The organism is Psychrobacter sp. ANT_H56B, assembly GCF_008369245.1.
Taxonomy (GTDB): domain Bacteria; phylum Pseudomonadota; class Gammaproteobacteria; order Pseudomonadales; family Moraxellaceae; genus Psychrobacter; species Psychrobacter cryohalolentis.
Genome location: NZ_VOBF01000011.1, coordinates 1 through 14,502, shown reverse-complemented (window position 1 = coordinate 14,502; position 14,502 = coordinate 1). Strand labels below are relative to the sequence as shown.

12 protein-coding genes are annotated in these 14,502 nt (G+C 41.0%); 4 read left to right on the top strand and 8 right to left on the bottom strand.

The window, feature by feature from the left end; translation table 11 throughout:
* Nucleotides 1-240: 240 nt before the first annotated feature.
* Nucleotides 241-996 carry a DUF1285 domain-containing protein gene (locus FQ082_RS11605; RefSeq protein WP_011514560.1) on the bottom strand — a complete coding sequence of 252 codons (756 nt, stop codon included), beginning with the start codon at nt 994-996 and terminating at the stop codon, nt 241-243.
* A gap of 640 nt (nt 997-1,636) precedes the next feature.
* On the opposite strand from FQ082_RS11605, the gene FQ082_RS11600 reads away from it, so the two are divergent.
* Nucleotides 1,637-3,274, top strand: a complete 1,638-nt coding sequence (locus tag FQ082_RS11600; protein WP_011514561.1) for an electron transfer flavoprotein-ubiquinone oxidoreductase — start codon at nt 1,637-1,639, stop codon at nt 3,272-3,274.
* Nucleotides 3,275-3,392: 118 nt separating this feature from the next.
* Here the strand turns inward: FQ082_RS11600 and FQ082_RS11595 are convergent, their stop codons facing one another.
* Nucleotides 3,393-4,889, bottom strand: coding sequence for an alanine/glycine:cation symporter family protein (locus FQ082_RS11595; protein WP_011514562.1), 1,497 nt, complete (start codon nt 4,887-4,889; stop codon nt 3,393-3,395).
* Between the two features lie 1,073 nt (nt 4,890-5,962).
* Here FQ082_RS11595 and FQ082_RS11590 point away from each other — a divergent pair.
* The 3 genes from FQ082_RS11590 (at nt 5,963) to FQ082_RS11580 (ending at nt 8,924) form a co-directional block, all read left to right on the top strand.
* Complete coding sequence (locus tag FQ082_RS11590) at nt 5,963-6,223, top strand: DUF4212 domain-containing protein (RefSeq protein ID WP_011514563.1); 261 nt, start codon at nt 5,963-5,965, stop codon at nt 6,221-6,223.
* Between the two features lie 4 nt (nt 6,224-6,227).
* Nucleotides 6,228-8,096, top strand: a complete 1,869-nt coding sequence (locus FQ082_RS11585; RefSeq protein WP_133104866.1) for a sodium:solute symporter family protein — start codon at nt 6,228-6,230, stop codon at nt 8,094-8,096.
* 282 nt (nt 8,097-8,378) lie between these two features.
* Nucleotides 8,379-8,924, top strand: coding sequence for a hypothetical protein (locus FQ082_RS11580; protein ID WP_149493199.1), 546 nt, complete (start codon nt 8,379-8,381; stop codon nt 8,922-8,924).
* A 90-nt stretch (nt 8,925-9,014) separates the two neighbouring features.
* On the opposite strand, the gene FQ082_RS11575 is transcribed toward FQ082_RS11580, so the two are convergent.
* The 6 genes from FQ082_RS11575 to FQ082_RS11550 all read right to left on the bottom strand — a co-directional run bounded on the left by FQ082_RS11575 (nt 9,015) and on the right by FQ082_RS11550 (nt 14,126).
* Nucleotides 9,015-9,620, bottom strand: coding sequence for a rhomboid family intramembrane serine protease (locus FQ082_RS11575; protein WP_133104868.1), 606 nt, complete (start codon nt 9,618-9,620; stop codon nt 9,015-9,017).
* Between the two features lie 36 nt (nt 9,621-9,656).
* Nucleotides 9,657-10,709 carry a 5'-nucleotidase gene (locus FQ082_RS11570; protein WP_020444372.1) on the bottom strand — a complete coding sequence of 351 codons (1,053 nt, stop codon included), beginning with the start codon at nt 10,707-10,709 and terminating at the stop codon, nt 9,657-9,659.
* A 165-nt stretch (nt 10,710-10,874) separates the two neighbouring features.
* Complete coding sequence (locus tag FQ082_RS11565; RefSeq protein ID WP_020444373.1) at nt 10,875-11,093, bottom strand: dodecin family protein; 219 nt, start codon at nt 11,091-11,093, stop codon at nt 10,875-10,877.
* Between the two features lie 144 nt (nt 11,094-11,237).
* Nucleotides 11,238-12,527: a TRAP transporter large permease gene (locus tag FQ082_RS11560; protein WP_011514569.1), complete on the bottom strand. Its 1,290-nt coding sequence runs from the start codon at nt 12,525-12,527 to the stop codon at nt 11,238-11,240.
* The gene (locus tag FQ082_RS11555; RefSeq protein ID WP_020444374.1) at nt 12,524-13,051 is read right to left on the bottom strand and encodes a TRAP transporter small permease; all 528 of its coding nucleotides are present in this window, start codon (nt 13,049-13,051) and stop codon (nt 12,524-12,526) included. The genes FQ082_RS11560 and FQ082_RS11555 overlap by 4 nt, the downstream gene beginning before the upstream one ends.
* A 16-nt stretch (nt 13,052-13,067) precedes the next feature.
* Nucleotides 13,068-14,126 (bottom strand): TRAP transporter substrate-binding protein, encoded by a 1,059-nt coding sequence (locus tag FQ082_RS11550; protein WP_020444375.1) that lies wholly within the window; start codon nt 14,124-14,126, stop codon nt 13,068-13,070.
* Nucleotides 14,127-14,502 lie beyond the last annotated feature (376 nt).

Here is a 14,502-nt window from a genome sequence, read left to right as displayed (position 1 = left end):
TAATATAGTCAATTCCAAATAAAACAGATACGTTATGTTTCAACGCAGTACTGATATAAATTTTTCTGGCGTGCTGTGCCTACGCCGACAGAGGCTGCGCAAAATTCATCCCAGTCCTACTGTATCGCTTTAATACTGAATTCACTATAGACCCATAAATAAAAAGGGCTATAAGATAGATAACAAGATTTGCTCAAGATCAATAGCAATCACTGCCTAATTATAGCTCATTATTGACCGTTAAATAGATGTCATCGTCAATGTATAAGCATGACCCCCACTTTGCAGGGTTAGCGTGGTTTTATCATCTTGCTCTGTCAATTCGCCAATCTCGGTTAGATGATAAAATACATTGCGACCAATAAGTGCCGTCAATCCATTTCGAACCAGCATATAAGGACGCATTTGTACCTCAGATGTTAATTGTTGGTTTTCCTCTCCGTGACTATTATGAACAGCATCCATATCATTAGAGTGATCATTTCTATTTTCATTACCCTCTACATTAACAGAGTCATAAGGACGTAAAAAAATAGGATGCTCATCATCTAAGCGTACGACATCACCCGTTGTCGTGGTAAATTCAAGCCAACTATTAGTGTCTTCGTTGACGATACCGACATCATTGATTAGTAATGGCGCATCTTCCACTTGGATACGCAATTTCTGTACGGGCGTCTTTAGAAAATACTCAGTCACGCCTTCTTTTTCTTCTTTCCATAAGATAGTGGCAAACAGACTGACTAATGACTCTCGGGTCATGTGTCCGCCTTCATGCCACCACTCGCCATTGGCTTTGATGACCAAGTCCATATCATCAATTTGTTCAGGATGCCAACTTTCTAGTGGCGGTATGGCACGTCCTTCACGTGTCCCTGCCACAGACTTTAAATATTGGCTCAAATTGTCTATAGTATTTAGCTCAGACAGCTTGTCATTAGAGGTTTCAGCATCTTTTACAGTCGTGGCATCGATATCTTTATTATTATCTGTCATCGTACAATCCTTCACGTAGTAATCAAAGTTTGGCAAATCTGTTATTACTATAAATTTTAGTTTCGGGTATGATAAGACAATATCGTCATTGTACCCCCCACCGTCTTAATCTTACCTTAACACTGATGTTGTGAAATGCGTATCGTGTTTGTGGGACTTTTCTTTTATAATAAGTAACGATTTTTTATTTGAAATAGTCTGGTGGGCGTTGTACTAACGACACATTTTACGTTATGTTTTGAAGGTTTTTAAAAACACTTTCATCGTAACGTCGTCAACTGATACCGTAAAGACCCTTTTTATCGGGCAGCCATATGTCTGAGTAAAGTTAGCGCCACAAGCCTTATTATTCAATTGTTAAGCTAATGATGCCCTGAGATAAGCCACTACAAGTTTAGGAGTAGGTATGCAAGAGCAAGACAATCAATCGCCAGTTATTGATGGTGATACTGTAAATATCGACACGCCAATCGTGACAGACACAGCAAATTCAGAGCCAGCAGTGGTAACACCAGAAGTGCTCGCTGAAGAAACGCCCGTTATTGTAGATACGCAAGCCGTTGAGCCAGTTGCTGAAACGGTCGTTGTCGACAAAGCGCCAGAACCTGTTGCAGCAGAGCCTGAAGTAGAACGTGAGTCAATGGAATTTGATGTCATTATCGTTGGTGGTGGACCTGCCGGACTTTCAGCTGCCATCCGTCTACGTCAGCTTGCCATCGCAGCAGGTAACGATGAGTTCATGGTTTGTGTGGTCGAAAAAGGCTCAGAGTTTGGCGCTCATACTCTCTCTGGTGCGGTCATGGAAACACGCGCTTTGGATGAGTTGATTCCAGATTGGAAAGAAAAAGGCGCACCGCTAAACGTTCCTGCAATTGAAGATCGCGTCTATATGCTGGGTTCAGCGACCAAATCCATCAAATTAATGGATTCGGTCATTCCTGCCAGCATGCATAACCAAGGCAATTATATTGTCTCATTAGGCAACGTCGTTCGTTGGTTGGCTCAACAAGCTGAAGAGCTAGAAGTCATGATGTTCCCAGGCTTCCCCGCTGATGAAATCTTATATAATGATGATGGTTCAGTTAAAGGCGTATTGACAGGCGACATGGGTGTGGCTGCCAGTGGCGAAGCGAAACATAGCTTTGAGCCAGGTTATGAGCTGCTTGCTAAATATACTATATTTACCGAAGGTAGCCGTGGTCACTTAGGCAAGCGCTTGATCAGTCGTTTTAATCTTGATAAAGACTGTGACCCACAACACTATGGTATTGGTCTAAAAGAGCTATGGGATATTGATCCTGCTAAGCATGAAGAAGGTGTGGTCATGCATGGTTCAGGTTGGCCTTTGACCGATACGGGTTCAACTGGAGGCTGGTGGTTGTATTTCGCTGAAAACAATCAAGTAAGCTTTGGTCTTGTTATTGATCTCTCCTATTCTAATCCATATATGTCGCCATTTGATGAGATGCAGCGTCTAAAACTACATCCGCTTATTCGTAATGTTCTAGAAGGCGGTAAACGTATCTCTTACGGCGCACGCTCGTTAACTAAAGGCGGTTTAAACTCCTTGCCAAAATTCACCTTCCCAGGTGGTGTATTAGCTGGGGATGACGCAGGTTTCTTAAATCCTGCCAAAATCAAAGGTACCCATACTTCAATGAAGTCAGGAATGCTAGCGGCTGAGGCGATTTTCGAAGCCTTGCAAGAAGATCGTCAACATGATGAAGTGCTGGCTTATACTACGATGTTTGAAGAGTCTTGGTTGTATAAAGACAACTATGAAGCACGTAACTTTGCTCCTGCTATGCACCGTATGGGTCAATGGATGGGCGGCGCGTTTACCTTTTTAGAGCAAAATCTGATGGGCGGCAAAATGCCTTTGACCATTCATGACAATAAAAAAGATTATGATCAGCTTGAGCGTGCGGCTCATGCCTATCAGCCAACCTATGCAAAACCGGACGGCAAATTGGTATTTGATAAATTATCGTCAGTATTTATCTCAAATACCAACCATACTGAAGATCAACCAGTACATTTAAAATTAACTGATCCAACAGTGCCTGTCACTATCAACTTACCACTCTATGCTGAGCCAGCGCGTTTATACTGCCCAGCTGGTGTTTATGAGATTGTAAAAGACGCAGAAGGTGCTAAATTTGTCATCAATGCGCAAAACTGTGTCCATTGCAAAACTTGTGATATTAAAGACCCTTCACAGAACATCACGTGGGTAACGCCAGAAGGCGGCGGCGGTCCTAACTATCCAAACATGTAAATTGTTATTTATATATTGTTTAGATGGTTATTATTTAAAATAAGCTGCAAAAAAATCGCCCTCAGAAGGGCGATTTTTTATTGCAGCTTATTTAATCGCTTATATCTATGATTTCAGCTTAATCTGTCCACGCATCACGATTGGCTTCATCTTTTAATTTCACAAAATCATCAGGATTAAACTTGATTTGATCAGCAGTTTTGCCCTCTTTAATCTGACGCTCATAGTCACGTAATATTCTAAGCGCTACTGGCGACAAGATGATAATAGCCACTAAGTTGACCAATGCCATCAGACCCATGGATAAATCGGCAAAGTTCCAAATAGCTGGCAGGCTGGCGACAGCACCAATAAATACCATGCCCAAGACCATGAAGCGGAATATCATAATCATCACTTTGGCATTTTTCTCACCAGAGATAAATTCAAGATTCGATTCACCATAGCTATAGTTTGCAATGATAGAGGTGAATGAGAAAAAGAAGATAGCAATCGCGACGAAAATTACACCCATATCACCTACATATTGCGACAATGCTAGCTGTGTTAACTGAATACCTTCTTGCTCAACACTAGGATCAACCACGCCAGAGAGAATAATAATTGAAGCTGTCGCTGTACAGATAACTAATGTGTCCAAAAACACACCCAACATTTGCATAAAACCTTGCACTGCCGGATGATCAGGATGGCTTTTTGCAGTCGCTGCGGCATTAGGTGCTGAACCCATACCTGCTTCGTTCGAAAATAGACCACGCTTAATACCATTAATCATCGCTTGCGCAATACCATAACCAATCACACCACCTGCTGCTTGCTCAAAGCCAAATGCTGACTTTACAATCAAAGCAATCGCCGCTGGAAATTCGCTAAAATTGGTCAAGATGACATAGAGTGCCAACAGAATATAAAGAATCGCCATCACTGGTACAACTTTGCCAGCAATACGCGCAACAGATCGTAGTCCACCAAATACTACTGGGGCGACTAGCACTACTAATATCAAGCCGGTCATCCAAGTTGGAATACCAAACGCCTCATTAGTCGCCTGTGCAATGGTATTGGATTGCACACCATTGAACGCCAAGCCAAAAGCGACCAGCAAACATAGCGAGAAAAATACGGCAAGCCAGCGTTTACCCAAACCCTTTTCGATATAGTAAGCCGGTCCACCGCGATAGACATTATCGTTATGCGGCACTTTGTATGCTTGCGCAAGGGTTGACTCGATAAAGCTGGTCGACATACCCACAATCGCTGTCATCCACATCCAAAATACAGCACCCGGTCCACCCAAATAGATGGCAATTGCCACCCCTGCTAGATTCCCCGTCCCTACTCGCGCAGCAAGTGATGTCATCAATGCTTCAAATGAGCTGATACCACCATCTTTACGCCCTTGATTTGATACTCGTAATAACTGCCACATATGACCAAAATGACGAAACTGAATAAAGCGGGTCGCCACGGTAAAATATAGACCTGCACCAATTAAGACGAACATCAGCAGTCCATACCATGGATTGCTGGCAATCAACCAATCATTATTACCCCAAATGATACTCACACCATAGTTTACGATGCTATTAAACCAACCTGCTACGCCTTCGTTCATACTATATCCCCTTCACTAACATTCTATACTTTTAGCATATGTTATAAATTGATGTAACTAATGGCTTTTTATGATGTTTCGTTCTCTCTTTGCTTATTGATCATCATTACCTATTTGAGCAATAAAATGACAAGGAAATCACGTATATCATATGGCGGTATTTTAACTGACTATAGACAATTTAGCTGTTTTTATGCTTTTTTTTAATTATTGATTATTTATAAACTTTTGCTTAGTAATAAGCTAATAGGAATAAGATAATAATTATTATTTATAGTTTATGAAAAAATTTCATACCTAATCAATAGTTATGATATTGCAATTATATTGATGTCATACTTATTCATAATAAAAATAGTTATTTATATAACCGTTATTTTTAAAATAAATGCCGTTTTTTGGTTTTACCAATTAATCTAACGAATATAATAAATCCTTATTACAACTAAGGTCTTAGTATACTATTGTCTCAGAGTTATGATATCTATTGGCTTCTACTAACATAAGTTAGTTATAGTTTCTACAAGACACATATTTAGTTACATAAAGTAAATAAAATTTATTTATTGTTAAATAAGTCAATATTGTATATATTCCTAATAAGTTTATAAAAGCTGCTTGCAATACTTATCGGCATGAATGTATTTCTAATTATTAAAATAATGTCATCGGGAAGATGATAATAATAAGACAGAGGATTGTCAGCGAGTACCGACCCCTCCCTCTTTACACATCATTATTTCCATATAATAAATTTAATCGACTGTCTCAATATCTATCGTTAAATGATTAGATTTTAAGCGACTAACCTCGACTCTTATCCTTTAACTTTTATAACAGTCATATCGAGTAATTTATCCTCGGTGTCTGTATCGTTTACACTGGAAAAGTTGGTTCATATTTTGATAATGTTGGGTTACTTATCTTGATTGATCGCTCTGCTTTAGTCTTTCATCTACCGTTTTTATGGTTGTAAGACACTGTTTTCACAATAAGATAAACACTAAAGCACAGGGACTTGTCAGACTCAGATCAGTGACCTTGTTTTTATGTTAGGCAAAAGGAGTTGTCCTATGGAGAACCACAACGATTCATCAGGTTATTGGCGCGCCAATCTCCGTCTCATTAAAGTCAGCCTCGTCATTTGGGCTTTAGTCTCTTATGGTTTTGGCATCTTGCTACGTCCATTATTGTCAGGTATTAGAATAGGTGGTACTGATATAAGCTTTTGGTTTGCACAACAAGGTGCTCTTATCGTATTTATCGCCCTCATCTTTTTCTATGCATGGCGCATGAATAAACTAGATAAACAATATGGCGTAGACGAGGAATAGCCCTATGAGTCAATTTACGATTAATATCATTTTTGTAGGTCTGTCCTTCGCTTTATACTTCGGTATCGCTTGGTGGGCACGTGCAGGTTCGACCAGTGAGTTTTATGTTGCTGGCGGCGGTGTACATCCTGTTGTTAACGGTATGGCAACCGCCGCTGACTGGATGAGTGCAGCGTCATTTATCTCGATGGCTGGTATTATCGCCACTGGCGGTTATGCAGCATCAACTTATTTAATGGGTTGGACGGGTGGTTATGTTCTACTCGCCATGCTCTTAGCACCTTACCTACGTAAATTCGGTAAATTCACGGTTCCTGATTTTATCGGTGACCGTTTTTATTCTAAAACCGCTGCTATGATCGCCGTTGTTTGTTTGATTATTGCATCAACCACTTATGTTATCGGTCAGATGACCGGTGCTGGTGTGGCATTCTCACGCTTCTTAGAAGTTGACAGTACCACTGGTCTGATTATTGCGGCTGTTGTTGTATTCTTTTACGCCGTACTTGGTGGTATGAAAGGGATTACCTACACGCAGGTTGCGCAGTATGTGGTTCTTATGATTGCCTATACGATTCCTGCCGTCTTTATCTCACTTGAGTTGACGGGTAACCCAATTCCAGGTCTTGGTTTGTTCTCAAACCATGTTGAATCAGGCATTCCTATCCTAACCAAGCTTGACCAAATCGTCGTCGATTTAGGCTTTACCGCTTATACCGCTGACGTACCGAACAAGCTAAATATGGTGCTATTTACGTTATCACTAATGATTGGTACCGCGGGTCTACCTCACGTTATTATTCGCTTTTTCACGGTTCCTAAAGTTGCAGATGCGCGTTGGACAGCTGGTTGGACGTTGGTATTTATCGCGCTCCTATACTTCACTGCCCCAGCAGTAGGTGCAATGGCGCGTCTAAATCTAATTAATACTGTTTATCCACAAGGTGTTGACGCTCCTGCTATCGAATATGATCAACGTCCAGATTGGATGAGAACATGGGAAGAAACCGGTCTTATTAAGTATAACGATCTCAATAACGACGGTCGTATCCAGTTGTATAGTGATAGTGGACTTGGTGCAGCAGAGCTAGCATTGGCTGCAGCAACCACTGACGGCGGCGATGTTGCTGCTGCAACGACTACCGTTGAAAAAGCAAAAGCTGAACATGCTTTAGAACGTGATGGTGTGTTTGTTGATAGAGGTTGGGCAGGTAACGAGCTTGACGTCAACGCTGACATCTTAGTATTGGCTAACCCAGAAATCGCACAGCTACCAGGTTGGGTTATAGGTCTTATCGCCGCAGGTGGTTTGGCAGCAGCGCTATCTACAGCAGCTGGTCTACTACTCGCCATCTCATCAGCGATCAGTCATGATTTGATTAAACGTAACCTTAATCCAAATATCACTGATGCAGGCGAGCTAAAAGTCGCACGTATCACGATGGCTGTTGCGCTTGTGGTGGCTACCTACTTAGGTATTAATCCACCAGGATTTGCTGCACAGGTCGTTGCATTGGCCTTTGGTATTGCTGGTGCCTCACTGTTCCCTGCATTGATGATGGGTATTTTCTCTAAACGTATTAACAACTTGGGCGCCATCGCTGGTATGCTCACAGGTCTAATTAGTATCTTAGTTTATATCTTCATCTTTAAAGGCTGGTTCTTCGTTACAGGTACAGCAAACTTCCCTGATACTGAAGAGTACTGGTTGTTTGGTATCTCACCATTATCATTTGGTGTGATTGGTGCCTTGCTTAACTTTATCGTAGCATTCGCAGTGTCTTATGCGACTGCGCCACCACCAGCACACATTCAAGAATTGGTTGAAAGTGTACGTTCTCCACGTGGCGCTGGCGGCGCAATCGACCACTAAGCTTCGATATAAGCTAGCAAATGACGTATGGTTTTTTACGATAATATATCACTCACAGGCAGCAGCTGCTCGTGAGTGATTTTTTTATCCCAATCTGATCATGGGATATTTTTTACATACTATTCGTCCAATCATGATAATTTTACTCACCCCTCTTAAAAGTAAAAATAATGAGAAAGTTAAGCATGAGTGCCATGATAAATGTGCTTAAAAAGGCTGTACACATGATTTTATTTTTAATAATTGATATGAAATGCGCTGATTGCGTTAAGGAAAAGTCTTATGCTTTTTGAGTTTATCGCAACCATAGCAGCTGGGTTTGGTCTAGCTGGGATAGCACTGGTCATCACTCACCTCAGCAAACTTGCAGGTAAGAAAGCGCCAAGATGGCTTATTCCATTATTTGGTGCCATTGGTATCTTTGGCTTCCAAATAAGCCAAGAATATAGCTGGTTCAGTCAACAGCTTGCACAGCTTCCTGAAGGCGTTCATGTCGTCAAGAAAGTTGAAGAAGGTACGTGGTTTCGTCCGTGGTCGTACGTTAAACCACAGACGTTACGCTTTATAGCCGCTGATAGCGGACACGCTCGTGCTAACGCTGATAACCCAGAGGTGTATTTGGTCAATTTGTATTTGTTTGAGAGACGTAGAAGTGTACAGCAAGTACCGCAAGTGATCGACTGTGCCGCCCCTGCTCGTGCAGACTATGTACTACAAGAAAAAAACAGTAAGTTAAGTATTGATGAGCATGTGAAACAAACGACTGCTTGGCGTCCATTAGAAAAAAATGATCCGCTATATATCAATGTTTGTATCAATAAAAAATAACTCAATCATTGAAGCCACTGTTAGCTGACTTATCGTTATCTTTATGAATTATTGAACAGTCTGTCTAAATATATTTGCCGAAAAATAAGGCTAATAACGATTATTCACTTTCGTATAAGCATGTTTAGAATTGGCACCCAGCAACAAGCCGGCGCATAGACCACCAAAATGCGCCGCAAATGAGATACCTTGCTGCGGTATCAAACCTTGTTTGATAGTCAGCCAATAACCCGTACCCATCACAATACAAGCCAGTAAATAGCCCCAACGCCTAGCGAACACTGCCCCACCTATCATAAATCCAAGCATCGCAAAACACAGCCCTGAAGCGCCAATATGAATCGTCAGTGGCGAAGCTATTATCCAAGTCATTATACCTGAGGCGATGATAAGCTTAAGAATAGTACGATAAGCATTATTTTCAAATAAACCAAATAAGAACAAAATCTGCATCAGTGTCAGCGAATTTCCCACTAAATGTGAGAAATTACCATGCATCGTCCATGAAGCAAATACCCCTATCATACTGCCAATATCCAATGCTCGCGGTACGATACCAAAAATATTCCATAGACCAAAAAATACAGTGTCATTAAGAAAAAACATCACCCACATTGGTATCAGTACAAAAGCATATAGACCAAATACTTGCTTAATGCGTACGATTACAAGCGTCGCCAATTGCTGCCACTTCATCTACTGTTTTATCCTTTTTATCTTGTTAAACGCATGTTAATGACTGGTAGATAAAATCGTCGTTTCTACGGGTTTAAAAGATAGCGATGACGCATCTTTATTGGCAGTTAATATACTACTGGCGTGTAATAGTGAGGTTGAATGATAAGGCACTAGCGCCGTTGGTACAAAGCTACGAGCCGCATCGATATGCTTAACTGAATCATCAAAGAAAATATGCGGCGCAAATGTTTTAAGTACCGAAGTCTTTTCAAGTCCTCCTAGAAAAAACGCCATATCAATATCTACGCCCCAATTACGCAATGTTTTTATCGCTCGTAAGTCAGCTGGGGCATTACGAGCCGTCACCAAGGCTATTTTCATCGGACAAGAATGCAGGCTTGCTGGCAGACGCTCTTGCATTTTGGATAGCTTAATTAATAACTCTGCATAAGGACCTTTTTCTATCGGTAAATCGCGCATTTTGGCTTCACGGTCATGAAACGCTTGCAACCCTTTTTGCTTATAAAGCAGCTCGCCTGAATCATCAAATAACACTGCATCCCCATCGAAAGCAATACGCAACTGCTTGGTATCCAACTCATAAGTATTGACTGGCGTTGCATCTAATATCGCACAAGCACAGATATCAGCATCTGCAACCTGCTGCGCATCTTCAAGATTGGTCGTCAAAAACAAATCCACATTAAAATCTTTGATATAAGGTGCAATAGGGCTGCCAGATATAAATGCTGAGCGCGAAATGGTTAACCCATGTTCACGTATTGCATTTAGGACTTGAATACCTGTATCAGGGCTACTTTTTGAGACAATGACCACTTCTACCAAGGGTGCATTGACACCGTCATTCTTATTATCACAATCATGACAATAATGATTTAAATTCAATAGTGCTTTAATCAGCGGATAACCTGCGCCAATGGTCAACGGGTCATTTTCACGCTCAGTCATATAGTTGCGGAACTCTTTAACGGCATCGTGGGGACGCTGCTGTAAAAGCGATATGAGATGATTCTCAGACTCTGACAAATCAAATAAAGCGGTTGCAGAAATCGCGACTATGAGCGTGTTACTAAAATCGACAGCCATAAATGTTTACTTCTATTCTAAATATTCAAAATGGTAGCGTTTTATTTTACTACATATATAGGCAAGCCGTGTGGCTACTCCTGCTAATCACAACAATCCTCAATATATTTTTTTATGACAAAAAAAAGACTGCAATCGCAGTCTTTTTTAGGTTTTAATCAACACTTAGCTAATATCAGTACTATCATTAATAACAAAGCTTACAATCATAATGACATGATATTTACTGATTTTTCCATCAGTAACCCCTACTTTTTGCTCTTTTATCCAAGCGCCTTCAACATTGTTGACGGTCTTAGAAATCCGCTCAATACCTTGTTGAATAGCATCTTCAAAACTGCTTTCAGAGGTACTACTGATCTCGATATTCTTAGCAATAGTCATAGTATTTCTCGCATCCATGTGATTCTAAAATGAGTGTTTTAAGACAAGCTTATCGCAGAGATGCTACTTCAAAGCGATGTCTCTCAATTATTCTAGCGTTATACATAGTACGCAACAATGCTCCAGTGTTATTTTATGTAGGAATTAACTTAGTAGCACTAAAGATATCGCTGGGAACGCAACCAAAATGACTAAGCGAATCAAGTCAGAGACAATAAAGGGCATCACCCCCTTGAACATATCGGACAGCTTAATATGCGGTGCCATTGCCTTAATCACAAAGATATTCATACCCATTGGCGGCGTGATTAATCCAAGCTCTACGGTCAGTACTGCAATGATACCAAACCAAACCGGATCATAACCTAACGCAACAATGATTGGGAACACCACCGGAATCGTAATCACCAGCATCGCTAGGGCATCCATGAACAAGCCTAACAGAAAGTACATAATCAAAATGCAGATCAATACTATCATTGGGCTGACCGCTAATGTACCAATCCACGTCGCCAAACTATAAGACAAGCGCGATACTGAGATAAAATACCCTAGCGCTTCAGCACCAAGTAACATAAAGAAGACCACTGCAGAGAGGGCAAGCGTCTCAATTAATGATTGCTTAAGCCCCATCATTCGCATGCCTTTGGCAAAAGCATAAGCCCAAGAGACAAACGCCCCAACTGCAGCGCCTTCTGTTGGGGTAAATAGCCCAAAGAAAATACCCGCGATAATCACGATGAAGATAAAGCTAAAGGGAATAAGACCTGTCAAAGAGATTAGCTTTTGTTTCCAAGAAGTAGGCTCCCCACGTTGTGCTAAATGTGGCTTCCAGCGTACCATGATCATAACAGTGATTGAGTACATCACCATGCCGAGCATACCCGGTAAGAAGCCAGCGATAAACATATCACCAACTGACTGCTGGGTTAGGATGGCATAAACCAGCAGTGCAATACTGGGCGGAATCATGATTCCCAAAGTACCACCAGCGGCTAAAATACCGCAGGCAAAGCCTGGCTGATAACCGTACTTCTCCATTTGTGGCAATGCTACTTTGGTCATGGTAGACGCTGTCGCCAATGATGACCCTGAAATGGATGCAAAGATACCGGATGAACCAATACCAGCAATACCTAGACTACCCCTAACGCCACCAAAGATAGTTCGAGTAGCATCAAATAACTTCCCCGCCATACCAGAATGAGAAGCAAAGACACCCATAAGTATGAACAATGGAATAGCACTAAAATCATATTTCGCTAAAACATCAACGGGTAAGTCTTTGAGCATCTGCACAGCACCAATCGGTGCTGTCACCGCACCAAAGCCAACCAAACCAACACCAAGCATCGCAAGTGCAACAGGAACACGCAGCATAACCATCGCAATCATACATAACAAACCAATGGCACCAATAATTTCTGGACTCATGCGCCTGTCTCCTCAGCGTCAAAGAACTCGCCTGTTTTAAAAATGTTGATGGATTCGATCAATGACCGAATGGCAAGTAAAACGCTTAAGAAGGCACTAATAGCGTAAATGGGCATCATAGATATTCGAAGATCTTGGGTGACTTTGCCGTACTCTATTGCATCAAAAGCGCTTTCATAGAGACCCCATGCGAATACAATACCAATGATAAAGAACCCCATCATAAAGGTGCCCATCATGTAACCTTTCAAGGCTTTTGACATTTTTTGAGTGAATACATCGACAATAATTTGTGAGCGTTCAACAAAAGCAGCAAAAGCACCAAGTAAAGCAAAGAGCATGAAGTAAGAGACAATCTCAACACTGCCTTTGACCGTAAATCCAAACTCACCACCGGTGAGCTTAAATACATAGCGGGCAATGACATCTAGCATGGTGGTCAGTACAATGATAATAAGGCTGATACCACCAATGAATTGACATAACCTTGAAATGAGGATGCTCAGTTTAACTAAAAATACCATGCGAAACTCCTTTAGGTTAGACCTTACAGGCTGCACTGGCGGCTTTTGCTTTAGCATAAACGCCATCTGCATCTAGACCTAGCGCTTTAACATCAGCAAGATATTTATTGGTGCCTTTCTCAAGCGGTCCTTTCCAGTTAGGATCATTTAATGGATCAGGGATTTCAACGATTTCATCACCTTTTTTCCTAGCTGCTTCTATTGCCATATCATCATGTTTATCAAATACTTCACCAACCTTATTGGCAAGCGCCATACCTGAATTTTTATCCAGTACCTTTTTCAAATCATCCGGTAAACTCTCATATTTATCTTTATTCATAGTCACCATAAGCGCTGAACTATAAAAAGGAATATTGGTATGGTATTTGGTAATTTCGTCAATTTTAAAGGCGGTAACAGCTTCCCATGGAAAACTTAAACCATCAACGACGCCGCGTTGTAAAGAAGTATACATATCATTAGCAGGTAAACCTACTGGTGAGGCACCCGCACTTTCAATAATGTCGCCAGCGACGGCAGAAGGACGGCGAATACGCATACCCTTCATATCTTCAGGTGTGCGAATTAATTTGTTCGTTGTATGCAACGCACCCGGTCCAGCACCATACATAAACAACATATGCGTATCTTCATATTCACCAGCTAAAGTACCATCTTCATATAGAGTTTGGAGCATACAACCCATCTGAGTCGCTGAGTTTGATAAACCAGGAAGCTCAGTAATCTGAGTTAAAGGAAAACGACCATTGGTATAGCCGTGTGCTTGTGAGCCAATATCTATTGTGCCTTTAGCAGCAGATTCATAAGTAACGTCTGCTTTAGCAAGACCTGCTGAAGGATATAACTCTACTTTTAAACGACCATTAGAATCTGCTTCTATTTGCTTAGCCCAAGGTTCAAAGACCTCCGTACTAATAGATGAGGTTGCTGGCCAAAAATGAGAAAAGCGCAATGTGGTTGTTTCTTGAGAAGTTGCTGCAGAAGCATCAGTACTATCAGAAGCTTGATTAGAACAACCTAGAAGGCTAATAGCTGCCAAGGCACCTATTGAAAAAAGAGGAGCTAACTTCATTATCAATTCCTTTTGATAACCATGGATAGGGTATAAGTCTTTACTAATAAGTTAATTATAAGGTCAATTTCCGTATAGACTCTATAAATGCTTTTAATTAACTAAAGTTGAAATACTCTTTAAAATTAGCAGCTATAACGATATAAGTCAAATCATTTTAAATGAATAACAAGTAATATATTGAATATAAGATATAGCGATTTTCATAACAGAAAAAGCTTATTTGAGCCTTTCAACTGCAAATAAACTCACCCCATCCAAACGTCAGGCAAAAGAAAACCCCCAACGAATTAACGTTGGGGGTTTATCTGGAATAGAGAGCTGACGATGACCTACTCTCACATGGGCGAACCACACTACCATTGGCGCGACGATG

Bases quoted from the DNA above. Each gene is read 5' to 3' on its own strand.
- FQ082_RS11605 (WP_011514560.1), bottom strand. From the start codon at position 996: ATGACAGATAATAATAAAGATATCGATGCCACGACTGTAAAAGATGCT.
- FQ082_RS11600 (WP_011514561.1), top strand. From the start codon at position 1,637: ATGGAATTTGATGTCATTATCGTTGGTGGTGGACCTGCCGGACTTTCA.
- FQ082_RS11595 (WP_011514562.1), bottom strand. From the start codon at position 4,889: ATGAACGAAGGCGTAGCAGGTTGGTTTAATAGCATCGTAAACTATGGT.
- FQ082_RS11590 (WP_011514563.1), top strand. From the start codon at position 5,963: ATGGAGAACCACAACGATTCATCAGGTTATTGGCGCGCCAATCTCCGT.
- FQ082_RS11585 (WP_133104866.1), top strand. From the start codon at position 6,228: ATGAGTCAATTTACGATTAATATCATTTTTGTAGGTCTGTCCTTCGCT.
- FQ082_RS11580 (WP_149493199.1), top strand. From the start codon at position 8,379: ATGCTTTTTGAGTTTATCGCAACCATAGCAGCTGGGTTTGGTCTAGCT.
- FQ082_RS11575 (WP_133104868.1), bottom strand. From the start codon at position 9,620: ATGAAGTGGCAGCAATTGGCGACGCTTGTAATCGTACGCATTAAGCAA.
- FQ082_RS11570 (WP_020444372.1), bottom strand. From the start codon at position 10,709: ATGGCTGTCGATTTTAGTAACACGCTCATAGTCGCGATTTCTGCAACC.
- FQ082_RS11565 (WP_020444373.1), bottom strand. From the start codon at position 11,093: ATGACTATTGCTAAGAATATCGAGATCAGTAGTACCTCTGAAAGCAGT.
- FQ082_RS11560 (WP_011514569.1), bottom strand. From the start codon at position 12,527: ATGAGTCCAGAAATTATTGGTGCCATTGGTTTGTTATGTATGATTGCG.
- FQ082_RS11555 (WP_020444374.1), bottom strand. From the start codon at position 13,051: ATGGTATTTTTAGTTAAACTGAGCATCCTCATTTCAAGGTTATGTCAA.
- FQ082_RS11550 (WP_020444375.1), bottom strand. From the start codon at position 14,126: ATGAAGTTAGCTCCTCTTTTTTCAATAGGTGCCTTGGCAGCTATTAGC.